Raw genomic sequence first — 25,922 nt, 5'->3', positions numbered from 1 at the left:
CTTTCAATCGCGTCCTCAGACAGCGTCGGCTTCACAGACCTGATGGGCTGCCGTTATCGAGGCCGTGTCTGTCGACGGTATCGCCTGCTTGGCCGCTATGCGCGGCGTTTCGTACGACACCCCGGCATTGCGTTGCAAGCGCGCTCGGTCCGTCAGGCAGATTATCCCGCGACTGCATCGCAGGCACGCTTCACCTTCGAGAACATGCAGCGTGTCGGTCACGCTCGCGCGCCTGACGCCCAATTGCGCGGCCAGGCCCCCGTGGGTCACGCGTAAAAAGTCGCTATCCACCCGGTCATGCAACATCAGCAGCCAGGCGCACAGGCGCTCCTTCAAGCTTCCGCGATCGCGGGCGCGGATCATCCAGGCGAGCTGGCTGGTATAAGATCCCAAAAACCGGAGAAGGGAGAGCGACAATGTCGCGCTGGAAAGGCAGGCTTGCCGCATATCCTCGACCGAAATCGCAAGTGCGGTGCCACCATCCATCAGAACCGTGGCTTCCACCTCGTCCTGCGAATTGTCATCGAGGACGGCGGACCAGCCGAAAAACCCTTCGCGACCGACTAGGCCGAGCCCGCTGCGCTGCCGTGTGAACTGGAGGCAGGCGACAAGGTTCAGCGGGAAAAGTACGTGCGGTCCGTCAAGCGTGTCGTGCGCCAGACAATCGCCGTTCTTGAAGCGAACCGGTGAAAGTCGTGCCGCAAGCAGCTTCCAATCCTCTTCCGGCAGGCTGGCAAGAAAGCTGTTAACCGATCCAAGCGAACCGGTTCGCGATGTATCCTGCTGCATCCATGCCTCCCATACGCTCCGCGCCGAGACATGCTTGGCCCCGTTTTTATCGTAGCGTCAGCAAAGATGTACCGAACAATGTCGCCGCTGGAGATAAACTCTTTTAAGTTTCGCCCGTTTGACGCCACTTTTTTGTACGTTGCCGTACGCAGCGCTGTACGCCCGGCCATCCCGATTACCTTTCTGCCCGTTCAGCAAGAGCGAGTCTCGAGGAGTATCCGATGGCAGACGATCAGCAGATTATTGAGGCCTTCGAGGCGCGGGAGGGACGCAGGACCAACCGGCGCGACATGTTCCGTGGCTTCGCCGCCGCTTCGGCAGCAGCCGGCGGGTTCGTCCTCGCCAACAAGTCCAGTCCCGTCGCCGCGCAGAGCGTGTCGGACGGCGATATCCTGAATTTCGCGCTCAACCTCGAATATCTCGAAGCGCAGTTCTACGTCTATGCGGCCAGCGGGGCCGGCCTGCCGGAAAGCCTCCTTTCCGGTACCGGAACGCGCGGACAGGCGACCGGCGGACGCCGCGTCAACTTCACCGATCCGGCGGTGGCCGCTTATGCCCGCGAGATCGCGGCGGACGAGCAGGCCCACGTGGCATTCCTTCGCGGTGCGCTCGGCAGCGCAGCCGTCGCTCAGCCGGCGATCGACATCAGCGCCAGTCCGAATGGTGCCTTCTCGACTGCGGCGCGTGCCGCCGGTCTGATCGGCCCGGGCCAGTCGTTCGATCCCTATGCCAGCGACGAGAACTTCCTTCTCGCCGCCTATATCTTCGAAGATGTCGGCGTGACGGCCTACAAGGGCGCATCGCCCCTCATCAGCAACAAGACGTTCCTCGAAGCGGCGGCGGGTATCCTGGCAGTCGAAGCCTACCATGCCAGCCTGGTGCGCACGACGCTCTACGCCAAGGGGATGCAGGCGCCGTCTTTGATCGACGCTTCGATCGCGATTTCCAATGCGCGGGACAGCCTCGACGGGTCGAGCGACCTCGACCAGGGCCTGACGACCAGCCGGACATTCGGCGGCACGGCGAGCAACATCGCGCCGCTCGACGAGAACGGCCTCGCTTACAGCCGTTCCGCCGGACAGGTGCTCAACATCGTCTATCTCAACAATATGGCCGTCACCGGCGGGGGCTTCTTCCCCAACGGCGTCAACGGCACCCTGCGCATGAGCGCGGCGAACTAACGAAACCGAGAGGATAAGAGCATGAAAGATCGCGATATCATCCTTGAGGTTCTGCAGGCCGGAACCGATCGCCGCATCGAGCGCCGCCGCTTCCTGCATTTCGCCGGAGCCAGCACCGCAGCGTTCTCGCTGGCGGCCTGCGGCGGGGACGACAACAACAATCCCATCGGTGGGACGCCGCCCGGGCCGACGCCCACGCCGACACCCACACCGACGCCGCCATCGGCTTTGACCGATGCGGACGTTCTGAACTTCGCGCTGAATCTGGAATATCTGGAAGCCCAGTTCTATTCCTACGCTGCGATCGGGTCCGGATTGGCAAGCAACCTGCTCGACGGAACCGGTACTCGCGGTCAGGTGACCGGTGGGCGCCAGGTGAATTTCACCGACCCGCTGGTGGCACAATACGCTCGAGAAATCGCCTCGGACGAGCGCGCTCACGTCGCGTTCCTGCGCAGTGCGCTGGGTGGAGCGGCCGTGGCACAGCCCGCGATCGACATCGGAAGTTCGCCTAACGGCGCTTTCTCGTCCGCTGCGCGCGCCGCTGGCCTGGTCGGCCCGAACCAGAGCTTCGATCCTTACGCGAACGACAACAACTTCCTGCTCGCGGCGTATATCTTCGAGGATGTCGGGGTGACCGCCTATAAGGGCGCATCGCCGCTGATCAGCAACAAGACCTTCCTCGAAGCGGCTGCGGGCATCCTCGCAGCGGAAGCCTATCATGCTGGTCTCGTGCGCACGGTGCTCTATCGCAAGGGCCTGCAGGCGCCTGCCCTGATCGATGCGAGCGAGGCGATCTCGAACGCTCGCGACAGTCTCGACGGCTCGACCGATCTCGACCAGGGTTTGCGTCCGCGCAGCACGCAATTCGGCGAAGGCACGAACATCGTCCCGACCGATAATAACGCGATCGTCTTCAGCCGGACGACCGGCCAGGTTCTTAACATCGCCTATCTTACGGCCATGTCGACGACCGGCGGCGGGTTCTTCCCGAACGGAGTGAACGGCAACCTCAGGATGAGCGCCGCTTCGAGCTGAGGCACGAGTCAAGGAAACGTAGACCCATGGCCCATTCCCATGCGAGCTGCTTCAGGATCACCTGCTACAAGACCGGCAGCTATGCTCTGATGCACTTCATGGTGGCGATCACGGTCGCGTATCTGCTGACCCGAAGCTGGAAGGCGGCACTGGCCATCGGCATTGTCGAGCCGCTGGTGCAGACCGTCGCCTTCTATTTCCACGATCGGGCGTGGAACGGATCGGGCAGGGGAAAGGTGGCGAACGCCTCCGAATCCGTCGAACTGCGACGCGCCGACTGAGACGAAAACCGATGGCGAGGCTATCCGATCTGCCACCGCAGGTCGGATAGCGCCGTGCGCGGCTTCGGCGTAAATCCAGCCGACAGATGCCGCCGGGCATCACTCTTCATGCGAAAGTTCGAAGCGCCTTCGGTAGTGCGGCCCGCTTTCACAAAGCCCGGCGAGATCGCTCGCGTGATGCCGCGATGATCCGTCCTAGAATTCCGACCGAAGACTCGCTCGCTTCGAGCCATGATGGCCCTTGCACGCTAGCGTTAGTCGGCTGCTGAGGCAGTCAGTTCGGACAAGGGCCGCATCTTCCTGCGGGAGTGGCTGGGGTGGCAGGGACCCCAGCCAAAATCAGAACAGCACTAAGTCGTTGATTTCACTGGCTTACAGGCGGCGCCCGCACATGTTCTTGCTACAATCTGTTGCTACAGTAAGCAAGTGACGATTTAGGGTCGCTTCAAGCATCCTCCTGTTTGGCCTTAGCAAGCGTTTCAAGCCGCGACCCTCGCTGACGGGACCGAGAAAAGGGTGCGCTGAATTCCGAGGAAGGCAGCACGTATCTCGGAAGGCGTCCCGAGAATGCGCCGGGCATCGTTGGTGCTGCCATAACGACTGCGTATGAAGTGGCTTAACCGCTGCGGATCAAGTTCGCGGATCCCTTCTCTCGCGTATGAGCCGAGCACGTATTCAAGGAACTCGCGCATCTCTTTTTCATAACCGTCCAAACCGGTAGACTTGGCTGTCTCCACCCGATCGGTGCGGGCGAGGGGGGCGAGCGCGAATCGAATGAATGCCAGCACATCAAAGATATCTGAGTTCGGCGCATCGATCAGCCGGCGCATGTCGTCCCGGCGCTCGCGATCATATCCCATTTCTGTAAGCCGCTCTAAAAACGCCCGCCGGCGATCCGGATCGCTCCAGACCTCCCGAAGTTCGTTTTCGTCGGTGACCAGTGTTCCGAGGTCACCGAAGAGGTGCTCCATAAACTCTTGCGCGGTTATGGGGCGGCCATTGAACATGTAGGTCGTAACCCCATCGTAGCGTATTTTGCGCTCCTTGCCGTCGGCTAGCCGCACGATGACCTTCTCGGTCGGCTCCTTCGGGTCTTCGGGGTCTTGTGGATCGTCCGGCCCATCGGGTCCACCGGGTCGGGGACGCGGTGGTCGGGGATCTGCAGGGTCTTCCGGTTCGCCATCCCATTCGGGATCGTTGAAGTGCTCGTATGCTTTCACGAAGTCGTAAATCGTGAAGAAGTCCTTCCCGTCGAAAGTGCGAGTCCCGCGACCGATGATCTGCTTGAACTCGATCATCGACTTGATCGGCCGTAGCAGGACGATGTTCCGCACGTTGCGCGCATCCACCCCGGTCGACAGTTTCTGCGACGTCGTGAGGATGGTCGGCAGCGCCTTCTCGTTGTCCTGGAACTCGCGCAGGTGCTGCTCGCCCAGCTTGCCGTCGTCTGCCGTCACCCGCTCGCAATAATGCGGGTCCGGATTGTCCTTGATCTGGTTGATAAAATTGCGGACGCGGGCGGCGTGATCCTGCGTGGCGCAGAAGACCAGCGTCTTCTGGCGTTGGTCGGTTTGGTCCATGAATTCCTGCACGCGGCTCATCTCGCGCGCGTCGATGATAAGCTTGGTGTTGAAATCGGCTTCCTTGTATTCCTTGTCCGGATCGATCTCGCCCGCGATCACCTCGTCCTCGTCGCTGAAGGTGTAGGTGTCCATGGTGCTGGCCATCTGGCGCACCTTGAATGGCGTCAGGAAGCCGTCGCCGATGCCTTCTTTCAGCGCATAGGTGTAAACCGGCTCGCCGAAATACTTGTAGGTATCGGCGTTGGTGTCGCGCTTGGGCGTGGCGGTCAGGCCTAGTTGCACGGCGGGCGCGAAATATTCGAGGATCGCGCGCCAAGTGCTTTCGTCTCGCGCGCCGCCGCGGTGGCATTCGTCGATCACGATGAAATCGAAGAAGTCCGGCGCATAGCCTTCGAAGGTGAACTCGGTCTCGCCGTCCTTCCCGCCGGTCATGAAGGTCTGGAAGATCGTGAAGAAGATGTTGGCGTTGGTCGGCACGCCGCCGCGCTTACGCACTTCCTCCGGATCGATGCGGACAAGCGCGTCGGGCGGGAAGGCGCTGAAGGCGTTGTAGGCCTGATCGGCTAGGATGTTGCGATCGGCGAGGAACAGAATGCGCGGACGGCGCACCGGTTCGCGACTGAGGTTCCAGCTGGATTGGAAAAGCTTCCATGCGATCTGGAAGGCTATGCTGGTCTTGCCGGTGCCAGTCGCGAGCGTCAAGAGGATGCGCTTGTCGCCCTTGGCAATCGCTTCGAGCACTGCGGTGATGGCGTTGTGCTGGTAATAGCGTGGCTGCCACTTGCCGCCACCGGTCTCGAACGGGACCGCGCCGAACCGTTCGCGCCAGTCGTTGCCCTGCGGGAAGCAGCGATGCCACAGCTCGTCCGGCGTCGGGAAAGGAAGGTCGTGATCGCCCTCCTTCCCGGTGTTCATGTCTGTGCCATACCAGCCGAGCCCGTTGGTCGAATAGGCGAAGCGGGTTTCGAGGCGGCGGGCATAGTCCTTCGCCTGTCCGACGCCGGCAGTATGACCAAGCCCCGCGCGCTTGGCCTCAATCACCGCCATATGGCGGCCCTTGTAGGTTAAGACGTAGTCAGCAAAAAGGGTGTTGGCACGCTCGCCACCAGCGAGAATCCGTCCCGGCGCGATCGGGTAATTTCGAGATATGGACGAACCCTCAACCACTCCCCAGCCAGCGTCACGCAGGACCGGGTCGATACGATTGGCGCGGGTATCGTCTTCAGTTTCCTGCATAGCTCTACGTCAGTTCCCCAGCGAATGCCTTCGTAAGGATGGATCGGCGGAGGTCCTCAAGGTCCGTCAAAGTGTTTTCGTAGTAATCCTTCAGTAAGAGGACCTTTTCCTCAAGTGCCGACAGTGTCCGGACAGTCGCGTTCTGAATGTCCACTATCGGGATTGGAAGTTTCATCCCTTTCAGAGATTTATGGTAGATTGCGACAACGTTCGTGGTGCCACTCTTCATCTCCTCCAGCTGCCTCTGGCCTAGCGTCGAACGAAACCCAAAAGCAACGAACTGCGGATTAACTTCATCCGAGAAGCGAGCACGCATTAAGTTGTTATTGAAGACCGTCTTATCTGGTATTGCTGAATTCACAACGCAGCTTTTACCTACGAGCTCTCGACTGTTTCGTGTATTAAATAGAAAATCCCCAACGCGGATTTGGAACCTAGGAAACTCATTGGGTTCGCAATTCACTCGATCTAAGATCTCGTTTATAAATCTATTATCGTTAGAGATGTGGTTCATCTTCACATAGGCAAACTCACCAGTTTCAGGCTGTTCCCTCTTGCTCCGCACCAGCCCGATTAGGGTAGTCTTCGTAATGTCTTCGAATGAACGCTGGTCATACTGTTCGGCTAATTCTGCGAACGCACGGTCGATCTCGATCTGGACCATCCCATCCGCATCCGCAAGATTGGCCTCTGCGTTGGCGCGGGCGCGGTCGAGGGCGGAGAAGGCCTGATCAAGCACTGCGACAATCCGCTTCTGCTCTTCGAGCGGGGGAAGCGGGATTGGGATCAAGCCAAGGTTCTTTCGACTTATTCGCTTCCTCGTCGTGCCAGTGCAACGGCCTTCAATATCTCGCTGGTAGGTCTTGGACTGCGTGTAATAGACCAGAAACTCTCTATCCAACGTCCCCACGTCCGGGCGCACAATCGTGCAGTCCACGGCAGTGATCATTCTATCGCCGGTTTCAGGAACGAGGCAAGCGCGGCCAACAGGGTCAGGCAGCCGGGAAACCAGCACATCACCGGGCAGGACTTCTGTGCAATTTAAGCGGTGGAAGGTCTGAGAAGATATCCACCGTGCTTTATCACGCCTGTCCTTGAACCGCCCCACTCCGACGTTTCCAGTCTGAACAAGTCGAATGCCATCTTCCGCTTGATCCTTGCTTTCGACCCAATCTCCGTCAGCGAAGGTTTTCGAAACGCTCGAAAGCGGAGCAGCATCCCAACTCACAGCAACCCCCGGATGTCTTCTAGTATCTTGGCCGTTTCCTCCTCCCTCGCTCGCATGGCACCGATAATCTCTGCGGGTTCACGCAGCGGTTCTTCCTCAGGCGCGTTCGGGTTGCGGACCGACAAGTCCCACGTCGTGTGGTCAAGGTCGCCGACCTTCACCGTCCAGCTTTTGTCGCTGTCGGCCTCGCTCTCCTGCAGCTCGACAAATTCCTTCAGGTCATCGTCATTGAGCGGGTTGGTCTTGCCAAGCGAGCGACCGGGGTCGAGCTGGTAATACCAGATCTCCTTTGTTGGTGTGCCCTTGTCGAAGAACAGCACCACTGTCTTTACCCCAGCGCCCTGAAACGTGCCGCCGGGGCAATCGAGCACCGTGTGCAGATTGCAGGTCGCCAGCAATTCCTTGCGCAGCTCCACACTGGCATTGTCGGTGTTGCTGAGGAAGGTGTTCTTGATCACCACCGCGCCGCGCCCGTGCGAGAAGCGCCCCTCCGCCTTCAGCTTGCGGATGAAGTGCTGCAGGAACAGGTAGGCCGTCTCGCCTGACTTGATCGGGAAGTTCTGCTGCACCTCCCGCCTCTCGCCGCCGCCAAAGGGTGGATTGGCCAGCACGATGTCGTGACGATCAGCCTGCTGGATATCCATCACGTTCTCGGTGAGCGTGTTGGCATGGCGGATCGTCGGCGCCTCGATCCCGTGCAGGATCATGTTCATCACGCCCAGCACATAGGCGAGCGATTTCTTCTCCTGCCCGTAGAAGGTGCGGCGCTGGAGCGTTTCCCATTCCTCGCCGGACAGGTCCGGGCGGCGCAGGTAGTCCCACGCCTCGCACAGGAAGCCAGCCGATCCGCAGGCACCATCATAGATCGTCTCACCGATCTTCGGGTCGACCACCTTGATCATCGCACGGATTAGCGGGCGCGGCGTATAATACTCGCCGCCGTTGCGCCCGGCATTGCCCATCCGCTTGATGCGGGTTTCGTAAAGATCGGACAGCTCGTGCTTGGCATCGGTGCTGCCGAAATCGAGCGTGTCGACGATGTCGATCACCTCGCGCAGCGAATAGCCGGAGCGGAACCGGTTTGCGAGTTCGGAGAAAATCTCGCCGACCTTGTATTCAAGCGTATCCACATCGGCATCGCTGGCGTTGAAGGTCTTCAGGTAGGGGAACAGCTTTCCGTTGACGAAGTCGATCATATCCTGCCCGGTCTTGGCGGCATTGTGATCGAGCTCACCGTCCTCGTCTTTCGGCGCAGCCCAGGTCTGCCAGCGATACGCCTCGTCGAGGATAGGCGTGTAGTCGCGGCCTTCCAGTTCGGCCTGATCCTGCCGCTCTTGCTCCAGATCGTCGAGATACTTGAGGAACAGAAGCCAGCTGGTCTGCTCGGCGTAATCCAGCTCCGACGACAGGCCCTCGTCATTGCGCATGGCCCGGTCGATATTGTTGAAAGCGTTCTCGAACATACGCCCCTCCTATCGACCATAAATTATGATTGCATTCAAAATCCGGCGAGCGCCGGTGCCATCCGTGTCGGTCTAATCTCCCCAACCCTGGGCCTTGTCGTTGACATTGGCATCGTCGAACAAGCCACGAGGTTCCTCACTGGTCTTTGCAATAGCGACCACTCGCTTCATCTCTGGGCTATTGGAAGCCTCGATCGCCTCGGCACCACCGCTCGCCATTAGAGCCTTACGGACCGAGCCGACTGCCGCCCTGACCCGCGCAGCCATGTCTTGGATCGGCTGCGTTAAATTAACCAATTCGGCCAAGAGGTTTTGCACGAGGGTTCGCTCCTGTTTTGCCAATTTTCGCTCGCTTTCAGCTTCCATCAGAGCTTGGTTTGCCTCTTTCTTGGTCCGGAGCACCTGATCTTCCGCGTCCCTAAGTTCCCGGTCACGGGCTTCATTCCGGGCCATCTCTAGCGAAGCGATATTTTCCCGTTTGGCGGCAGACTTCAGCTTGTTTCGAAGAAGCACGCGCTCTTGATCGGCCTTTCGCCTCGCTTCCTCGGCTAGTTTGAGTTCCTCAGCCGCTTTCATGCGATCGATAACCGCGGCATTGGCGTCTGCCTCGATTTCTTCAGCGCGAGTATCAAGATCGGCAGACCTCTCCCGGACCAAATCCTCCTCGGTCCGGAGCCTCGTATCGCGATTGTCGAGATCGATCTCACGTTCCCGGGCGTGGGTTTCTCGCTTTTGAAGTTCGGCGATACGTTCGACGATGTCGTTCTCGTCGCTGAGGATCGACGCTGCGCGATCATCAAGCCCTCTTTCCCGAGAATCCAATTCTTGGGACCGATTGATATGCGTCTTCAATTGCTCTTGGATCAGTTCGAGACCCTCTCCTGCAGCTTCGCGGTCACGCTTGGCGCCATAGATTTCTGGAGAGACCCGGTCCGAGCCTTTGGCCGTCTTCGGCTTGCCCCTCAAAGCTTGGAATCCGTGATGCATGAGATAGTCGGCGAAAGCGTCTTGCAGCGCCTTACCTTGCGACTGCTTGGATTCCTTCGCGGACCGGGCCCCCTTCACATCGAAGCCATAGTTCTCGGCGAGCAGTTTCAAATGCCGCGTCATCGACACGGCTTTCTTGCTGCCGCCGGGAGCTTTCTTGTCGCTCTTGTCGTAAATCGGTGCGAGGAACAGATCGACATTGTTGGTGGATTTTTCGTCTCGGTCGATCCTGGCGGCGAAGACAGCCTGACCGCCGAACGTTTCCTGCGCGAAATACACAGCCAGCCTCATCGCGAAATAGGCATCGCCCTCTGTTTCGGTCGGTATGCTATCAGGCATCTTCACGATCATGTGTTGCGCGATCGTGGTTCCGCCCTTCGGTCGGAACGCGCCGGCGACATGCTCCTCAAGCCGATCGACAAGTGCCAGGGGATCCCCGGTCACTCCGTCCGGCACCCAAGTAAGGCTGTCGGCGTCGCGAACTTTGCGCGACTTCGCAACATCGTCGAGGCGCCGTCCATGAAGCTCTGCCTGACGCAGCAGCAAGGCGTTGAGCGGGACGAGACGGGCGCTTACAAAGTGGGACATGCATCTAGTTTAGGGCCCCGACCGAAGGGAGGGGAAGGCCCCCATGTCTCTTTTTGAAAAAAAGGACACCCGCTAGTCCTTTTTGCCGTTCACATATGGAGGCCATATTATGAACGTCAAAAAGGCGCGGGCGAGGGAGGCAGCTGCGCCCTCCCTTGCGAACCCACCAGCCTTGTTCGGGCTTTGCCCGAAGCTCGGTTCCCCAATGCCAGCCGATAGGCGGCTGCATTGTGGAAACGAGCAAGGAAAACGTGCGAGCGAATGATCGCATCGTGTGCTGCGCTGTGCACACGATCACGAGAACATGGATGTTCGGTCGCTCAGCATACCGAAGCGGAAGACCCGCTTCGGGGATTGCGCGGGCACAATCGTGAGGTCGGTCGCGCCCAGCGCAACCGAAGAAGAGTGTTTTGAAAGGGCGAAGCTGTCCTTCGGAGGAAATTTTGAAGGCAGCCTGACCCGCTCAAGTCGAGCGGTGACCCTTTAGAGAAAGCTCGAAATGAAAGAACTTAACAACAAACCCCTCGCGCCTTGCGAGCGCCTCTTGGCGCTGCCGCTGCTTTTAGTGGGAGCAACGAAGGTTGCCGAATGGCAGTTGCCAGGTATGCCGCAAGGATGCCTCGACCTACCGGAGTGCAATCTCGTCCTGGCCGGGACTGCGGACGCCGAGCGGTTCGACTTCGCGATGCTGAAAACGTCGACGGATCACGATCGTGACATCCTGCTGATGCGGATGACTGCCGGTCAATTCCCGGCGCTGGCCGACATCGTGCTTCGCTCGACCGCAGAGCCGATTCTACTGACGAACCTGATCCCGTGTCGGCAGAAGGAGAGGCTGTGGTTCGTGCCGAGCTCAAATGGAAGGAGCGTAGAGGTCACGGAAAAGGGACTCGCCATGCGTTGGAAAGCGCCCATCTCGCCAAAGAAATTGAAGGGGGGATGCGACCGCCTGGCCGACGAGATCTCGCGGTTCCTGCGGGGAGTCACGTTCTGATGGCTGCGACCAAATCCAAGCCGCGGGCTAAGAAAGCGAGTTCGCCCTCCAAAACGGATGAAAAGGATCCGCTCAGCTGGCTCTTTGTGAACCCTGAGAAGTCCTCGAACGGTCTCGTATTCGGAGTGTTGAGGAAGACTTTCAGGGGGCGGACGAATACCGCCCACGAGTTCGGTTTTCGGAAGTGCCATCCGGGAGCGTCATCCGTGAACGCGGACCGCACGCACTGGGCGCCCAATGCCGAGAAGGTAGAGGTTATCCTGCCATCCCAAGCAGACGACATGCTGAGCGACCCTGATCTGCTTCTGCACCAAGTAGATAAGTGCGCTCCGCTTAACGAACCCGGACTGCTCACCTACCTGACCCTACCGCTGTCCGATGCCGACCGGCTTCACGTCGGCTGGGAAAAAGCGCGCTCGTTTGCCGTGACACTCGCATCCGAGCGCGACCTCGCGTCAATCGTGATTCTGCATTCCCCAGGCTCCATCGGTGCGGCGTTTCCTCTGCATGCCCACCTGCTCGTCGTCCCGCGCGTGTTGAACGGTCTCGGACTTCGCCATGCTCCTTTCGATTGTGAATTGCTGCGTGACGAAGGGCAGGGGATTCTGTCCGAACTCTGGGACAAGCACCGCCGCCGAACTGCTTAGACGACAGATAGAGAGATGCCCGCGGGATGCTGTCCTCCCGCGGGCATTTCCGCGTGAGAATTCTTGAATCGAGGTAGAAATGTCCCCGGATCGGGGGAGGAAAAACGAGGAAGATTTAGATGATTAGCAACGTCGAAACCAAGGTGATGTCGGCCTACGCGAACGCAATCCACAAAATGTTGGTGGGGACCGATAGGCTTGAGCCAGGATTGGCGTTTAGTGCCGGGCATCGCCGCACCATGCAAGATACCGTCACAATTGCTGAGGTCGTTCAGACTACCCGGCATGACATGCTTCGCCTCGGGTTCGAATGGAGCGAGGACGAGTTCCAGATGACCGAACTGGCGCTATTCATCTGGCAAGATCGCGGCACGCTGACGGTCCCGAGTTGCCATCTATATCTGCCAGCCGGATCAGATCGCGCGTGGCTGGTGACTTCGGAGACGTCGCCGAGGATGTTCGGCTTGGAGGCAAAAGGTGTCGTTCGCTTTGATACGGTTCCGGAAGATCTCGAGGCCGGAAAGGGCAGGGCGGTATCGCGCCTTCAGTCTCTCCTGCCATGTCGCACATTGTCCTGATGAACCTCGGATCTGTTTGGAAACGTAGGCCGCCGCGACGCATCATCAAGCGGTAGCAGGACTACCTGACCGCTCAGCTGCCGTCCGGTCCCGACCGATTGGATGGCTGCTGAGCGCCCCAATCTTGGCCATTCAAGTGGATGCGACTTCTGCCCGAAAGCGGTCGTTCATTTATACTAGCGCGGATGGCAACAGTGCGCCCCAGAATTCGTCAGTCGAGCTGACTGCGGCGCGTCTCGAAAGCTGCCGTTCGTTCATGATAAAGAACACGGCAACAACGCGCCCCGTCGTGGTCGCCCATAAGTTGATCCGACACTCTAGAAGCGGTCCTTCGCTCGGCACGCCCTTGTTGCTGCTAGGCCAACATTCGTGCCGTCACGAACAATGTCGTTGCTCCGACGTATCTGCCGTCCCATCTTACGGACATGACGGCGATCCCATTAAGCACCACTGCATACGACAATGTCGTCCTGCTTGACTCGCAGGTTGTGCTGGAGGCCAAACCTCTCGATCAGCTGCCGTGGAGCGACCTATTTACGGGATCTGTCCTATTGCTCGTAGCCAGGCAGGTGCAGACCGAGATCGACCGACGTAAAAATGACGGTCGGTTGGGCAAGAGGGCACGGGCTTTCAACAAGCTGCTTGATGGCTACATCGTAGACCGAGTGCCGTCCGAGGTTCTCTCGAACCCAAAGGTGGACGTCGCCACCGTGGCTAATAGGCCGATCGACTGGGATGCTTTGGACGATCTCGACCGGGACGATCCTGACGACCGGATCGTGGCGCAAGCGCTGAACGCCATCCTGGATGATCCAAGCAGAATAGTCCTGCTCAGCCACGACATGCGGCCGCGTGACGCTGCGGCGACCCACGGTCTCAGCGCAGTGAAGCTGCCCGAAGGTTGGTTACGAGATCCTGAGCCCTCCCCTCACGAACGCCGCATCGTAGAGCTTGAGGCGAGGAACAAGCTTCTCAGCGCTGACCAGCCGCTGCTGAAGGTCCGGATTGAGGCGGTTACGCCGACGCCGTGGACCTATCGAGAGGTGGGCGAGGCGCCGGAAGATCAAGCGGCGGCGATTCTCGAAGCCAAATTGGCGACCGCGCCGACGCAGTCCCGTGGCGGTCCGTTCGGCGTCGGCATGGGATCCTACGACTATTCTCACGACGGCCGGATCAAGGCGTGGCAGGCGGTGATGCGCGAGGACGTGATGCTGATGCATCGTGGCCTGACGAAGCTGCATGCTCAGCATCGCGTCAGGGTGACCATTGAAAATGCGGGGTCGATTTCGGCCGAGGATCTTTCACTGGAGATCCGCTCTGGCAATGCCGTTCTGCACTCGATCCCTTACTGGGTGCTCGTCACTGGTCCGGGTGCCCCGCATCCGCGCTTGTTGCATGAGCGGCTTCCGCATCTGAATCCTGCCAATTTCGCTACGCCGCACCGGGAGGCTTTTTCGTTTTACTGGGAAGAGCGCGGCCCCGGCGATCATCTGATCCTTTCATGCAAGTCCTTTAGGCAGGAAAAAACGCACACGGCCGAGATCTCCCTCGAAATACTTGCAGGGACGCTGCCGAAGGCTCAAATCGAGGCAGTCGTCACGGCTGCCAACCTGAAGGGCGATGTCCGCGGAAAATTGCTTGTGGACGTCAATCGTGTCGTAACACCCTTCGACCAGGTTTACGACGTAGGTGGCAAATCGCTCGCAATCCGGCCACCTTTCGAACTTCCCGACGACAACTTAGATTTTCGGGACTATACTTGGTATCGCAATGGCGGGTCCGAACATGAAGTCGACTGAACGGCTCCTCAGCAGTTTACCCAGAGGGACGGAAGCGGACTTGGACGTCGGCATTAAGGCGAATTAGAACCTGATTACCATAGCGACCGAAAAATCGTCGGCCCGCCTCAGGGTCGAAAGAATATTCGTTGAATTCCTGGCCTTGAGCAACCACTTCTCCATGATGGCCAAACCAACTGATTTCGAAAAACGTGCCCGCGTCGAATTTGCAAAGCTAAGTAATGACGCCCTTTTTGAATACTTGATCTCGCAGAACCGCCATTATCCGATCGAGAAAATCGCACACCAAGATGTGGCTCTCTACGATTTCTGGCTGCGTGAAGAGTTGGCAAACCGCGCGGGGGACTTGCCGCAGGAACCGTTCGGGATTATGCGATTCCACCGCGGCAACCCGCTTGACAGTGATGCTGACGGCGTGATTATACCTGACGTATCAGCTATCACAGAAGAGGGACTTGGGAAGAGCCTCGTCGATCGCTTCAATGACACGAGCAAAAAAATCTCGAAGAGGCCCACAATGGCGGATCTCGTCGACAGGCGCGGGTGCCAGGTTTTCGCTCTTCGGATTCATACTGCCGGAAGCTACACCTCTATGCCGCTCCGTAATCCCTGATCGGTGAGCCAGTCGCGCACTACTTCCGTCGTCAGCGTCTGACGACTGCCCCAAGATCAGTTCTTGGGTGGTTCCAATGCTGGCCGGACAAAAACCTCGTAGATAAAGACCGCCTGCAGGTTGGGATCTTGGCCATAGGTTGTTTGGGCAATCACCGATCGTCATCTTTGTAACGTCGGAAGCTCTGAAGCGGCCGGTCGGAAACGCGCCCTAATCGCGGTCACTCGACTAATCGACCGGCGCTCTCGAAAGCCGTCGTTCGTTCAGCAGCCGTCGATTGGCGCAATGGGCGAGCGGAACGGCCACTATCCGAGATGGCGGAGGGCGGCATCGACTAAGAGTGTGACAATGGCTGAACTCGTCAGGACGATGCCGCGCGCAAGGGATTTACCGAACTCTTCGGCGAAACTCTCGCGGAAGGTGCGCGGTCGACTCATGGCTCCTGTTCTGCGAAGCGCTGCCATGCCCCTTGCAGCGACATAGATTTTTCTACCCAAAGTTGATCAACGAGCGCCGCCGCCGGATTGCGGGCCTTGCAACGTAGCGTCAGCAACCCGACCGGGACCGGGCCGTAGTCCGAGTCTTCGCACTCCGCCTCGTAGGTGCCCACCAGGCACACGGCATTATGCCGGCGCTCGATCACGTCTACATGCTCGAAAACATCGCCATAGAACTGGCGCGCGCGATACTCGCGTTCGCGACGCATTTTGAATACTCCGGTCTGCTGAGCTTTCATGAAGGCAGCGAGATCGATCCATTCGCGCAAACCCGCCAGATCGCCATAAGCGTCGGGGTCATCGATGTCGGTATCGACGATGGCGAAATGTGTCGCCGCAAGCGCGCGAAGTTGTGGCTCGGTGCGGAACGGGGCGACGATAGCGGGAATCTTGTGTCTGAAGATTGCCAGGCATTCAGTCATGTGTGCGACCATTTCGTCGTCGCTCAGTTGACGGCGAGGCCGGGTAAAGGCGTCCTGCTCCTGTCCGAGCGCAAGTGCGATCTTCTCAAGACTGCTCGCGCGGACCTGTTCGCCGCGTTCAACGCGTTCAATTGTGGAAAGCGAAACACTCGCCATGCTGGCGAGCGTGACCTGCTTCCAACGCAGTTGCGCGCGCTGGAAACGGATATATGCTCCAAGCCCTTAAGGGTCGGGTGGAAGGATCGCCTCGTCGGTCATGGAAGCGATCTAGCCGACCGCGCTGCATATTTGGATGGCGTAACAGCCTTCAGTTGAAACAGGAGCCTCTGTCGATCAGGCAAATAAGGCATTGCTCGATGGATCCCGACAGCTAGAGAGCAGGGGTCACTACAACTCCCGCAAGAGCATCGAAGTGGATGCACCGCGATATCGCTCAATCGTTTGGTCGAAAGCCTCTTCTGGATCGCCAGGCTCGAAGTAGGGAAGCAATTCGTCGTAGCGCGCGCGCGCTGCAACGCGCGAAACTGACCGCCCCATGCTCAGACGAACGGCCAAGCTTTCGGGGCTACTACAGCCTTCCCTTACGCAACTCCCGAAAGTCGCGAGCGTGATAGGTATCGGCGTGTCTTCTTCGTTTTGGGCCGCGAACAGGCGCGCGGGCAACCCCGCAACGAAGGCCATATCCGGCACGATCCGGAGCACGAAATGCCGCGAATATTCGCAGCGGTTTTTGTCGCCACCTTTGGGGTAGTTCGTTTCCATGACATTTAGCGGCGCTCCGTTCATCCAAGACGCCAGCATGGCTGCGATCACGGGCAGCGCGTAGTTTCCCCGGTCGTGATTTGAAGTCAGGTTTTTATATGGGGTGCCGAAAAGGCCTTCGACATTTTCCGGTCGGACAAGCTCCAAGAGCCAAGCCGGATTGGCTTTAAGCCAGTCGACCAAGGCGGCGATAGCCGCTTCGATCGTTGCGGCATTTTCAGGCTTTGCGAAAAGGTCGTTGAGATCGTTGAGGATCGCGACCGGCACGCCCGTCAGCCCGGAAACGCGATCGAGCCACTTCGCATCGTCTTCCGGTTCGGCTTTCTTTCGCGCAGCAAAGGCGGCGGCGATGCGGCTCTCAACCCAATCGGCATCGCCTTTTTGCCGAGCACGAAACGCGGCGAAAGAGCGCGACAGAAGAGATCTGATGGGAGTATCGGTCCCGTTCTCATCCGATGCGGGCAGCCGGCTCAGGAAATAGGCGGGCATTCCGTGGTCGAAAGTGCCCGCATGAATTCTGTCGAGAAGCGCGGTAGTCGGGTCGTCAATGATCAGGCATTGATCGCTCTGCGCGAAGATCGATTGCAGGGTCAGCCAGTGCGCGTTGATCAGGTTCGATTGATTGTCGAATTCGACGACGCGGCTTGGCACGACAAGCACGAAGCCCTGAGAGCTTTCACCCGCCCGTCCTGCCCGTCCAGCAGCATTGAGCAATTCATGGGCTTCCAGCTGTGCCATCTTATCTGCTTCAGGGTCGAAGCGGCTGTCGCCCGAAATAATAACTACCTCGCTCGGCAGGTTCATCCCTTGAGCGAGGGTCGAGGTCGCAAAAAGAACGTCGATGCCGTCTTTCCGCTTGAACAAGGATTCGTGAAGAAGTCGTTCTTCGCGCAATAAAAGCGCATGATGGCTGGCGGCGCCGCCGCGGTAATTGCCCTTCGCGGTCGGCGTCAGATAGCAATGATCCGCACCGCCCATCTCTTCGGCGGCAAGGCGATGAAGTTCGAGCTCGTCGTCGGTCAGCTTAACCTTCCGAGCGTCGACTAACTCGGGGAATTCCTTAACCGATGAATCGGCGAGGACGGTCGATTGCACAAAAACGAGCGTCTTCAACGCGCTCGAAGCAGCAGCTGCGGCGATCAACGCGCTCGTGTGATTTCCGTTAGGCGTTAGATACCACGCGCCGCCCTTCGATCTGCCGGTCGACAGATGGTGAGCATCGTCGAGCAGCGGTTGCAGGGTGTAGTCGTCGCGATCCTTGGTGGCCCAAGTCTGCAACAGACTGAAGAACCCGAAAGGCTGGGCGACCAACTCGCGCTTTACTGCGACGGGGGTGTTCTTATGATCGGGATAGTCCCGTCTCGCCTGCTGGAGCTTGGCCTTTAGGTCCTTGATGGCGTCGGCTTGATAGACGACGCTCCCGCGGACCTGACGAGTCGGCTTCCACGCCAAACTCAACGAAAGGCAGGCTCGGCCCGTCAGTTCTTCCACCCACTTTGCTATTTCGTCGGCGTTTTTCATCATCGCCGAAAGCAAAAGCAGGTCGGCTTCGGGCGCGGCGATGGTGAGATTGAGGATCGCCAACATCGAGTCGATGCTGCGACGGCTGCGATCGCTATCGCGGGGGTGAAGCAGATGGCATTCGTCGAAGACGATTAGCCCAAGATCTGCAAACGCTTCGGGCTGCGTCGTCAGCAACATCAGGCAGCGTTCGGGCGTCGTAACGATGACTTCCGGCAGAATGACGATTTCGGAGAGTGTAACGTCGTCCTCGACGTCGCCGACGATCTCGAAGGTGTTAAACGTGTCCTTCAATGCGCGTGTCGTTTGATCGACGAGAGCGTGGGTTGGGACGAGGAAGACGACTTTCTCGCCTCTGATAAGCGAGGCGGCAATTTTGAGCTCGGCGAGCGTCGACTTGCCGCCGCCGGTCGGGAAGCTGATTGCCGACGACTTTCCTTTTTCGAGGTAATCGCTCGCGATAGCATCGCGATGATTGCGCCAAAGGAATGGCCTCCTGCGGGCCATGCGGCGGATGATCTGCCACCACCCATCGCCGTCGACGCCGTGCGGCGGTGACACGCGGGCCAACGCGGATTCTACCAGATCGCGTTCCACCGCGATCAACAGGTTGGCTAAATGAAGCGGACCAGGGAAAAGGTTGAAGATGTGATCGCCGGCCGCGAACACGTCTTCGAGTTGGCCGACGCTTAGCGCCTTCACGCGCGCGAAGTGGGCAGACGCAGGCTCAATGCCGCGGCTGGCGGCAGTTTCGGCATCCACTGGCAATAGGAGCCGAGCCGCCAGTTTCTTGATGCCTCTGAGGAGTTCCAAAAAGAGGGCGTCGATAGCTTTTTCGGGTGCGGTCCGACCGGTGTCGATGTCCGGCAGTTCCAACTGTCCAATGTTGGCGAGCCGCCCAGTTGCGAGAAACTTTATCGAAGTAGCGAGCGCCTGTTCCACGACCGTCGCGTTGTCGGGATCGGCCGAGATACGTTTGGAGCATTCGGCGGCGTCAGCATGCGCTTCCGCCACCATAAAGAGTAAAGTCGCGCAAATCTCGGGTGCGACGGTCGCTCCATCCAGATAGGAAAACCCGTCGTCGCCGGATTTCGAGGCCGCAAGGCACACTTGATGCGCAGATGCCGCGACAAACGCGGCCGCTGCGCGATTTTCACGCTCCGGCAGCAGCGCGACAAAGGCCTCGTGCGCAGCAGCCAATCGGCGCACCTCAAGTAACGTGTCTCGAAGCGTCTCCGAGGCTTCTTCACCCTGCTCACCGCGAAGCCTTATCCTGGCGGCGACTATGTCGGCGAATGCCTCAGTAAGGCGCTTGGGCAATGCTTCGAGGTCGAGCCCGTCAAGTGGTGGCGACGCTGCGATTAGCGCGGATGTAATGGGGTCAAACATGCGCAATCGCCTTAATCTTGGCGGCGACTAAATCGGCAAAGTCGGCCATCCACTGCCGGACATCATCAAAATGCATGGTTTCGGCACGACGGCGGGACACTTCTCCGTTTGCCGACACGTCGTAATGCTTAAACAGCTTCTGCCGCTTCCCGGTGGGTTTGTGCTTATCGTCGATACTGATGCTCACGCGATAGCGGCGTGACTGCTGCCAGAGGATGCGATCGATAGCGTCATCGACATCTAGCTCAGGATAGAGGTGTTGCTGCCGCTCGAGAATTGCAGATGCCTCGTGGGTAAGCTCGGCGATGCGCTCGCCAGCTTCCATCTTTACGATATCGGGCCAGACAAGCTGCTTGATTGTCTTCCGCGCGTTTTCGGTCGCCTTGTCCTCGAAAATGACAATGGCAGTGACCGACTTTCCATCACCCGAAAGCTCCAGCTGCATTCCGTCAAAGCCCTTGTGAGCATGGAAGATGTGAGGTGGCGCGAGCGTCGCGCCGTGTTTCTTCTGGTTGGCGGCAATCCAGGATATGATTTGGAACAACCAGCCGTCACGGTGCCAAGGATCGCCGTTTTTGGCGACCTTTAGCTTTTTGAGCGCATCCGCCGCGTGCTGTGCCGATCCAGCCGGGGCTGTGCCAGCGAGCCCTTCAAGTATCTGAGCAACATGACGATACTGTCCGAGCACCACACGAGCGACGCGTTCCGCGAGCAGGTCGATATCTTCGACCTCCCATTCCCAGCCGTGGCAAAGATTATCATGATCGATTTGCTTTAAGACTAACGTCATTGTTCATCCTGGGGCCGGAAGCTCACGACGAAAATCGATAAACGACATATGCAGGCACACAACGTGAATTCTGGCTTGCCGCGGCATCCGAGCCAGCTGGTCCATATTGAACGAACTTCCGCTTACCCCTACTTCGCGGTCAACAGATGCCAGTCAGTTTCCGGCCCAGAACTTGACGGACAACACTCCCGGCGAAACGTAGCTCAAAACCTGAAACGCTCGAATTCGTCTGAATTTTATTTCGACCTGCCGGGCCTCGGGCATCGCAGCGACTTGGAAAGCAGCTGTATCCGAGTTTGCTCCGGCAAATGACCTGTCACAATCGGAATTCTGTTGACCAGCTTGAGTAACTTTTCGAGCGAGGCAGCCGAGGGATATCGAGTTTCGCCTTCGCCTCCCTTACCAGTATGTCCTAGATGGTCGTTGCGAAACTCCAGTGACACTTCTTGCTGCTTTAACTCATCGCTGACCATGTGCCGGGCTGCGTGCATGGCCTGACCGCGTTTAAGGTCCAGCATATGAGGGGCGAGGTATATCCACCAAATCTTATAGAAAACGTCGCCCAGAGTCCTCTTGGTGCTGCTTGCGGGCATGAGTTCCGGAAATAGCAGGCGCTCACCATCCGCTCTCAAGGCTTCTACGTATCGGACAAACCCTAAACGGATCAGCTCGTCAGCTATCGCGATGACGCGATCCGCAGCCTTGTTCTTAACACGACCTATTTCGGTGGCCCGGATATGTATCGAAGGAATTGAAGCGTCGGTCTTGACGTCATCCACCATGAGTTTGCAAATTTCTTCGCGACGCGCTCCGGTATACCAGACGAGCAAAGGCACGAAGAATAGTCCGTCGTGGCATAAGTGGTCGCCTTCTTTAAGGCGATCACCTTTGCGTTCGCTCTTGCAGCCGGTCCATGGGGCTAGGCTGAATAGCGCTTTGCCTTGCTCATTGGTCAGACGGTCCCGGTCGTCGCGGGCGTTCCGTGGGACATCGATCATAAACTTGCCGAAATCGATATTCGCCTTCGACCCGGTGGTCTCCCACATGTATCGAAATATTTGTGCGAGCTTCCCAAAATGCTTGTTCGAGGTTCGCGTGGAGAAGCCTACATCCTCGGATGGTAAGGTGCCTTCAGCAACTTCATCGATGGCGCGTTTTGCTGCGTTTTCTAGCGTATCGGAGAGAACTCGATCTACGGGAGATTTGCCATAACGACTGGATAGCTTGTCGAAAAAGACATCCAAACGTGCGATGTCGGCTTCGGTGACCTTGTATAGGGGTGTTCCGGTAGGTAGGGATTTCTGAAGAAGGGTCGCGGCCCAGCGTATCTGCCGAAGGGTTTGCTCCTCGACCGTCGACGACTGACGCTTCCCTTTTTTTCGATGGCCAGAAAGCTTTGGAGTGGCTGCAATCATGGCCTCGGCTACTTCGATAGGGGTCCGAGCTAGCCATTTCTTACCGATGGGAGTTTTGAATAATTCAACGTTCGGTTCAGGACTGCCGGTAACGTCGAGATCATCGTCTTCGAGATCGTCGAGTTCCAAGTCCTGATAGCCATCCTGCAAGGCGGTCTCTGCATCTGCATAAGCATTACGGTAGGCTAAGTAGAGCAGGAGCTCCAACTGCCATCTCAGCTTGTCATTGGGTGTGAACCCCGCTCGGGTGAGATGGTGGTCGATCTCCTCGCGCCGAATAGGGCTAACGCCCTTATTCTCTCGCATCGCGATGATGGTCTTTAGATCGGCGACCCGCTGCGGATCGCAACCACGTTCAAGCCATGATTGCTCTTCGCCTGGCAAGAAGGAGGCGTGCCCGCCGAGAGACCTCAACCTCTCGAAATAAACAACGAACGCGAGGTTCGCAGCGGAGTGAAGTTCCGCTTCTCCCGGCTCGGCACGTTGCATGGTGCAGACTTCAAGAAGCCGGGCATGATACATTTCCTTGGCGATGGCACGCAGTTCGCCTTCGGTGACCTCGCTATTGTTCCTGATTTCTTGTTCCAGCATCGACCGCACTCCGGGAAGGGCGGCGGAAAGCGCCGCCCCCCTGTTGCGCGCCTCGAACCGATCGGTGGTGCCGAGAGAAAGACGCACGTCAACACGTCTAGTATAGAACAGATCATGAACCCTGCGCCACCAGAAAATATGGCCGCGGCGATACACGTGCTGGAGAGAAGCCATTGGACTGATCTTTCCCGGACAGCCCGTTGGCACACTCGGGTGCACAACTGGACTTTCCGAACTGGGGTGATCCAGTAAAATCAATCACTTGACTGGGATTTGGCTGGGGTGGCAGGGATCGAACCTGCGAATGCCGGTACCAAAAACCGGTGCCTTACCACTTGGCTACACCCCAGCAGTGGGCGCTCCTATAGCGGTTCGCGCACGGATGTGAAGGGCCTCTCAGATGGCTTTGCCGTCGAAATCTTCGGCGGAGTGGCGTTCGCGCAATTGCGTGTCGTCATCGCCCCACACCTTGGTGACGATACGGCCGCGGCGCACGGCAGGGCGCTCGGCGATCGTTTTCGCCCAGCGCGCGACGTTTTCGTATTCGTGGATCGAGAGGAAAGTCTTCGCGTCGTTATAGATCGTGCCTTCCACGAAGGGGGCCATCCAGGGAAATGCGGCGATGTCGGCCACGGTGTAGTCGTCGCCGCCAAGATATTGGCTTTCGGCAAGGCGGCGGTCCGCTACGTCGAACAGGCGCTTGGTCTCCATCGCATAACGGTTGATCGGATATTCGTATTTTTCGGGCGCATAGGCATAGAAATGTCCGAAGCCGCCGCCGATGAAAGGCGCGCTGCCGATCTGCCAGAACAGCCAGCTCAGAACCTCCGGGCGTGATCCGTCGCTCGGCAGGAAGCTCCCGAATTTTTCCGCAAGATACATCAGGATCGCGCCGCTTTCGAACACGCGAACCGGCTCTGCTCCGCTACGGTCGAGCAGGGCGGGGATCTTGGAGTTCGGATTGACGTCGACGAAGCCCGACCCGAACTGCGCGCCGCTGGAAATGTCGATGGTCCAGGCATCGTATTCCGCCGCCTTATGTCCTGCCTCAAGCAGCTCTTCGAGCATGATCGATGCCTTCACGCCATTGGGCGTGGCGAGCGAATAGAGCTGGAAATCGTGATTGCCGACCGGCAATTCGCTATCTTCGCGCGCACCGGCGGTGGGTTTGTTGATGCTGGCGAATTTTCCGCCGTTCTCGGTATCGTTGGTCCATACGGCGGGCGGGGTATAGGTGGGGTCGGCCAAGATCGGTCTCCTGTTGGGGAAGTCCCGGCAAGCTGGGGTGCTGGCGGAGCGAGCGCAAGTGGAACCGCGACAAGGCTGGAGCGTCCAGCAGGTGCAACCATCGGGCACGCACCATGACCAAGCTTATCTACGTCGACGACGATCTACCCGGCATAACCCGCAAGGGTGCGGGCAGGGGCTGGGCCTATTACGATCCCGACGGAACGCTGATCCGCGATGCGCAGGAGAAGCGACGGTTGAACGCGATCGCGCTGCCCCCCGCCTATAACGATGCGTGGTTCTGTCCCGCATCGAACGGCCATATTCTCGCCACCGGGATCGATGCCAAGGGGCGCAAGCAATATCGCTATCACCCCGAATTCCGCGCCCGGCGCGAAGGGGAGAAGTTCGACAATTGTCTCGTCTTCGGTGGGCTTCTGCCGCTGGTGCGCAAGCGGGTCGAACAGGATCTGCGCGGCCGCAAGATCACGTGGGATCGCTCCGTGGCGAGCGTCGTGCGCTTGCTCGATCTGGGCGCGATCCGCGTGGGTAACGAGGGGTACGCGCAGAACAATAAAAGCTTCGGCGCCACGACGCTGCGCCGCCGCCACGCCGAACTGACGGGCAAGACACTGCGCCTCAGATACAAGGGCAAGGCGGGCAAGCTGCAGGAGGTCGTCCTGTCCGACAGCAGCCTGTCGCGCATGGTCCGCAACATGCAGGATTTGCCTGGCCAGCATATCTTCAAATATGTCGACGACGATGGCGACGTGCAGGCGGTAGGGTCGAGCGACGTCAACGAATACCTTTCCGAAACGATGGGTGAGCGTTTCACGGCCAAGAATTTTCGCACCTGGCATGCCAGCGTCATGGGCTACGAATGCCTTCTGAACGGAGAGGGCCTCGTTCCGATCAAGGAATTGCTGGACTGCGTGGCCAGCAAACTGGGCAACACGCCTGCCGTCACGCGCAAGAGCTATATCCATCCCGCCGTGATCGACCTCGTCGATCGCCAACAAGAATGGCGCGCCGATCTCAAGTTGCCGCGCGCGACAAAATGGCTGACCCGCGAAGAGCGCGGCCTGGCCGAGCTGATCAAGGACAGCCCCGGCGCCCACGAACTGCTCGCCGCTTCGCGCGGCTGACGTAGCTATCTGCCAAAACGATTGAGTTTTCAGACCGATCGGTATATGCTGTCGTAATCGCGGGGTGTGATATCGCGCGACTGTCGCGGGATTTGGCAGCCTGCGGAATCGGTTTCCGTCCGGGGTGGGGTCATGCAGAGACTAGCGCAATTCGACGTTAGCAGGCAGTTCGTCACCCGACCGGGGCAGATTGCAGCCCAGACCGTGTTCGGCGCAGTATGCGCGGCTGCGATGATCGGTGTCCGCGCTGCGGTCGATCTGTTCGCTCCCGTGTCAGGGCCTTTCGCGCTCATCTATCCGACGGTTCTTCTTGCCACCCTGTATGGGCATTGGCGCGCGGGTGTGATTGCCTTCGTCGTGACGTTCCTGTGGGCTTGGTATTTCGTTCTGCCCGCACAGGGATCGTTTCTTTTTACCGAGGCTTCGGACCCGGCGCGCGTCGTTATCAACGCGATCGCCGCTCTTATCGTGCTGATCTTTGCCGAAGCGTTTCGCCGCGTCGCGCGTAGCACGGTCGAGGAAATCAGGCAGTCAGCGGACCGACGGCTCGCGCAACTCGCCGAACTCGAACATCGCACCAAGAACAATTTCGCGCTCGTCGCCAGCCTGCTGGAAATCCAGAAGCGGCGGGTCAGCGATACGGCTCTGCATCCGATGCTGGACGATGCCGCCGGTCGCGTGCGCACCTTTGCGGACGCCTATTCGAGCCTCTCTATCGAACATTCCGATGGGGAGGATGTCGATATGAGGCCTTATCTCGACCAATTGCTCGATCGGATCGAGCGGGCTGCTGTGCCCGATCACGTTTCGCTTTTTCGCGAAATAGACGCCGTCCAATTGTCGAGAGAGACTGCCGTCGCGATCGGCCTCTATCTCAACGAGGCGATCTCAAACAGTTTGAAATACGCCTTCCCCGACGAACGGCCCGGCAAAATCGGCGTGTTCTTCCAACACCGGCCCGAAGGCTGGCGGTTGACGATCGATGACAATGGCGTCGGGATCGAAGGCGAACCGTCGAAAGGCGGTGGATTGGGTTCGAATCTTCTTCAGGCCTTTTCGGCACAGGCCGGTGCGCGCCACAGCGCCGGCCCGACGCTGGGTGGATTCCGAACCGAAATGAACGCACTTCGCGAAGCGGTTGCCTAATCGGCCTCTAAG

At 58.8% G+C, this 25,922-nt stretch carries 20 protein-coding genes and 1 tRNA gene; 10 read left to right on the top strand and 11 right to left on the bottom strand.

Annotation, left to right across the window (positions count from 1 at the left end):
- Nucleotides 1-15: 15 nt before the first annotated feature.
- Nucleotides 16-789 (bottom strand): Crp/Fnr family transcriptional regulator, encoded by a 774-nt coding sequence (locus J7347_RS05130; protein WP_209161071.1) that lies wholly within the window; start codon nt 787-789, stop codon nt 16-18.
- A gap of 221 nt (nt 790-1,010) precedes the next feature.
- Between J7347_RS05130 and J7347_RS05125 the strand changes: the two genes are divergently transcribed.
- From J7347_RS05125 to J7347_RS05115, 3 genes are read left to right on the top strand one after another with little or no spacing between them, the layout of a single operon-like run.
- On the top strand, nt 1,011-1,970 hold the full coding sequence (locus J7347_RS05125) for a ferritin-like domain-containing protein (protein WP_067683198.1): 960 nt from the start codon (nt 1,011-1,013) through the stop codon (nt 1,968-1,970).
- A gap of 21 nt (nt 1,971-1,991) precedes the next feature.
- Nucleotides 1,992-3,008 carry a ferritin-like domain-containing protein gene (locus tag J7347_RS05120; RefSeq protein WP_067683195.1) on the top strand — a complete coding sequence of 339 codons (1,017 nt, stop codon included), beginning with the start codon at nt 1,992-1,994 and terminating at the stop codon, nt 3,006-3,008.
- A 26-nt stretch (nt 3,009-3,034) separates the two neighbouring features.
- Nucleotides 3,035-3,289 (top strand): DUF2061 domain-containing protein, encoded by a 255-nt coding sequence (locus tag J7347_RS05115; protein WP_067683194.1) that lies wholly within the window; start codon nt 3,035-3,037, stop codon nt 3,287-3,289.
- 479 nt (nt 3,290-3,768) lie between these two features.
- Here the strand turns inward: J7347_RS05115 and J7347_RS05110 are convergent, their stop codons facing one another.
- The 4 genes from J7347_RS05110 to J7347_RS05095 form a co-directional block, all read right to left on the bottom strand.
- Nucleotides 3,769-6,108 (bottom strand): type I restriction endonuclease subunit R, encoded by a 2,340-nt coding sequence (locus J7347_RS05110; protein ID WP_209161070.1) that lies wholly within the window; start codon nt 6,106-6,108, stop codon nt 3,769-3,771.
- Nucleotides 6,109-6,112: 4 nt separating this feature from the next.
- A complete protein-coding gene (locus J7347_RS05105) occupies nt 6,113-7,336 on the bottom strand; it encodes a restriction endonuclease subunit S (protein WP_209161069.1) in 1,224 nt (407 codons plus the stop codon).
- The gene (locus J7347_RS05100; RefSeq protein ID WP_209161068.1) at nt 7,333-8,799 is read right to left on the bottom strand and encodes an N-6 DNA methylase; all 1,467 of its coding nucleotides are present in this window, start codon (nt 8,797-8,799) and stop codon (nt 7,333-7,335) included. The genes J7347_RS05105 and J7347_RS05100 overlap by 4 nt, the downstream gene beginning before the upstream one ends.
- Before the next feature lie 72 nt (nt 8,800-8,871).
- The gene (locus tag J7347_RS05095; protein WP_209161067.1) at nt 8,872-10,374 is read right to left on the bottom strand and encodes a hypothetical protein; all 1,503 of its coding nucleotides are present in this window, start codon (nt 10,372-10,374) and stop codon (nt 8,872-8,874) included.
- A gap of 499 nt (nt 10,375-10,873) precedes the next feature.
- On the opposite strand from J7347_RS05095, the gene J7347_RS05090 reads away from it, so the two are divergent.
- The 5 genes from J7347_RS05090 to J7347_RS05070 all read left to right on the top strand — a co-directional run bounded on the left by J7347_RS05090 (nt 10,874) and on the right by J7347_RS05070 (nt 15,005).
- Nucleotides 10,874-11,368 carry a hypothetical protein gene (locus J7347_RS05090; RefSeq protein WP_209161066.1) on the top strand — a complete coding sequence of 165 codons (495 nt, stop codon included), beginning with the start codon at nt 10,874-10,876 and terminating at the stop codon, nt 11,366-11,368.
- Nucleotides 11,368-12,015, top strand: coding sequence for a hypothetical protein (locus J7347_RS05085; RefSeq protein WP_209161065.1), 648 nt, complete (start codon nt 11,368-11,370; stop codon nt 12,013-12,015). The genes J7347_RS05090 and J7347_RS05085 overlap by 1 nt, the downstream gene beginning before the upstream one ends.
- A gap of 119 nt (nt 12,016-12,134) precedes the next feature.
- Complete coding sequence (locus J7347_RS05080; RefSeq protein WP_209161064.1) at nt 12,135-12,593, top strand: hypothetical protein; 459 nt, start codon at nt 12,135-12,137, stop codon at nt 12,591-12,593.
- A 425-nt stretch (nt 12,594-13,018) separates the two neighbouring features.
- Nucleotides 13,019-14,392, top strand: a complete 1,374-nt coding sequence (locus tag J7347_RS05075) for a PIN domain-containing protein (RefSeq protein ID WP_209161063.1) — start codon at nt 13,019-13,021, stop codon at nt 14,390-14,392.
- Nucleotides 14,393-14,552: 160 nt separating this feature from the next.
- Nucleotides 14,553-15,005: a hypothetical protein gene (locus tag J7347_RS05070; protein WP_209161062.1), complete on the top strand. Its 453-nt coding sequence runs from the start codon at nt 14,553-14,555 to the stop codon at nt 15,003-15,005.
- Between the two features lie 433 nt (nt 15,006-15,438).
- Here J7347_RS05070 and J7347_RS05065 read toward each other — a convergent pair whose 3' ends face one another.
- The 6 genes from J7347_RS05065 to yghU form a co-directional block, all read right to left on the bottom strand.
- The gene (locus J7347_RS05065; RefSeq protein ID WP_209161061.1) at nt 15,439-16,080 is read right to left on the bottom strand and encodes an XRE family transcriptional regulator; all 642 of its coding nucleotides are present in this window, start codon (nt 16,078-16,080) and stop codon (nt 15,439-15,441) included.
- A 231-nt stretch (nt 16,081-16,311) separates the two neighbouring features.
- Nucleotides 16,312-19,596: a DEAD/DEAH box helicase gene (locus J7347_RS05060; RefSeq protein ID WP_209161060.1), complete on the bottom strand. Its 3,285-nt coding sequence runs from the start codon at nt 19,594-19,596 to the stop codon at nt 16,312-16,314.
- The gene (locus J7347_RS05055; RefSeq protein WP_209161059.1) at nt 19,589-20,386 is read right to left on the bottom strand and encodes a hypothetical protein; all 798 of its coding nucleotides are present in this window, start codon (nt 20,384-20,386) and stop codon (nt 19,589-19,591) included. The genes J7347_RS05060 and J7347_RS05055 overlap by 8 nt, the downstream gene beginning before the upstream one ends.
- Before the next feature lie 236 nt (nt 20,387-20,622).
- A complete protein-coding gene (locus J7347_RS05050) occupies nt 20,623-22,566 on the bottom strand; it encodes a tyrosine-type recombinase/integrase (protein ID WP_209161058.1) in 1,944 nt (647 codons plus the stop codon).
- 100 nt (nt 22,567-22,666) lie between these two features.
- Nucleotides 22,667-22,741: transfer RNA gene (locus J7347_RS05045), tRNA-Gln, on the bottom strand.
- 47 nt (nt 22,742-22,788) lie between these two features.
- Complete coding sequence (gene yghU / locus J7347_RS05040; protein ID WP_209161057.1) at nt 22,789-23,640, bottom strand: glutathione-dependent disulfide-bond oxidoreductase; 852 nt, start codon at nt 23,638-23,640, stop codon at nt 22,789-22,791.
- A 113-nt stretch (nt 23,641-23,753) separates the two neighbouring features.
- On the opposite strand from yghU, the gene J7347_RS05035 reads away from it, so the two are divergent.
- Together J7347_RS05035 and J7347_RS05030 are read left to right on the top strand one after the other, a co-directional pair.
- Nucleotides 23,754-24,764: a DNA topoisomerase IB gene (locus tag J7347_RS05035; protein WP_209161056.1), complete on the top strand. Its 1,011-nt coding sequence runs from the start codon at nt 23,754-23,756 to the stop codon at nt 24,762-24,764.
- Nucleotides 24,765-24,896: 132 nt separating this feature from the next.
- Entirely contained in the window at nt 24,897-25,910 is a 1,014-nt protein-coding gene (locus J7347_RS05030; RefSeq protein WP_209161055.1) for a histidine kinase dimerization/phosphoacceptor domain -containing protein, read from the top strand.
- The last annotated feature ends 12 nt before the right edge of the window (nt 25,911-25,922 follow it).

This window comes from Erythrobacter sp. A6_0, from assembly GCF_017744235.1.
Lineage (GTDB): Bacteria > Pseudomonadota > Alphaproteobacteria > Sphingomonadales > Sphingomonadaceae > Qipengyuania.
The sequence above is the reverse complement of the archived record's forward strand: the minus strand, read 5'-3'. Positions and strand labels throughout refer to the sequence as shown.

Coding starts and splice junctions, on each gene's coding strand:
- J7347_RS05130 (WP_209161071.1), bottom strand. CDS start 789: ATGCAGCAGGATACATCGCGAACCGGTTCGCTTGGATCGGTTAACAGC.
- J7347_RS05125 (WP_067683198.1), top strand. CDS start 1,011: ATGGCAGACGATCAGCAGATTATTGAGGCCTTCGAGGCGCGGGAGGGA.
- J7347_RS05120 (WP_067683195.1), top strand. CDS start 1,992: ATGAAAGATCGCGATATCATCCTTGAGGTTCTGCAGGCCGGAACCGAT.
- J7347_RS05115 (WP_067683194.1), top strand. CDS start 3,035: ATGGCCCATTCCCATGCGAGCTGCTTCAGGATCACCTGCTACAAGACC.
- J7347_RS05110 (WP_209161070.1), bottom strand. CDS start 6,108: ATGCAGGAAACTGAAGACGATACCCGCGCCAATCGTATCGACCCGGTC.
- J7347_RS05100 (WP_209161068.1), bottom strand. CDS start 8,799: ATGTTCGAGAACGCTTTCAACAATATCGACCGGGCCATGCGCAATGAC.
- J7347_RS05095 (WP_209161067.1), bottom strand. CDS start 10,374: ATGTCCCACTTTGTAAGCGCCCGTCTCGTCCCGCTCAACGCCTTGCTG.
- J7347_RS05090 (WP_209161066.1), top strand. CDS start 10,874: ATGAAAGAACTTAACAACAAACCCCTCGCGCCTTGCGAGCGCCTCTTG.
- J7347_RS05085 (WP_209161065.1), top strand. CDS start 11,368: ATGGCTGCGACCAAATCCAAGCCGCGGGCTAAGAAAGCGAGTTCGCCC.
- J7347_RS05080 (WP_209161064.1), top strand. CDS start 12,135: ATGATTAGCAACGTCGAAACCAAGGTGATGTCGGCCTACGCGAACGCA.
- J7347_RS05075 (WP_209161063.1), top strand. CDS start 13,019: ATGACGGCGATCCCATTAAGCACCACTGCATACGACAATGTCGTCCTG.
- J7347_RS05070 (WP_209161062.1), top strand. CDS start 14,553: ATGATGGCCAAACCAACTGATTTCGAAAAACGTGCCCGCGTCGAATTT.
- J7347_RS05065 (WP_209161061.1), bottom strand. CDS start 16,080: ATGGCGAGTGTTTCGCTTTCCACAATTGAACGCGTTGAACGCGGCGAA.
- J7347_RS05060 (WP_209161060.1), bottom strand. CDS start 19,596: ATGTTTGACCCCATTACATCCGCGCTAATCGCAGCGTCGCCACCACTT.
- J7347_RS05055 (WP_209161059.1), bottom strand. CDS start 20,386: ATGACGTTAGTCTTAAAGCAAATCGATCATGATAATCTTTGCCACGGC.
- J7347_RS05050 (WP_209161058.1), bottom strand. CDS start 22,566: ATGGCTTCTCTCCAGCACGTGTATCGCCGCGGCCATATTTTCTGGTGG.
- J7347_RS05035 (WP_209161056.1), top strand. CDS start 23,754: ATGACCAAGCTTATCTACGTCGACGACGATCTACCCGGCATAACCCGC.
- J7347_RS05030 (WP_209161055.1), top strand. CDS start 24,897: ATGCAGAGACTAGCGCAATTCGACGTTAGCAGGCAGTTCGTCACCCGA.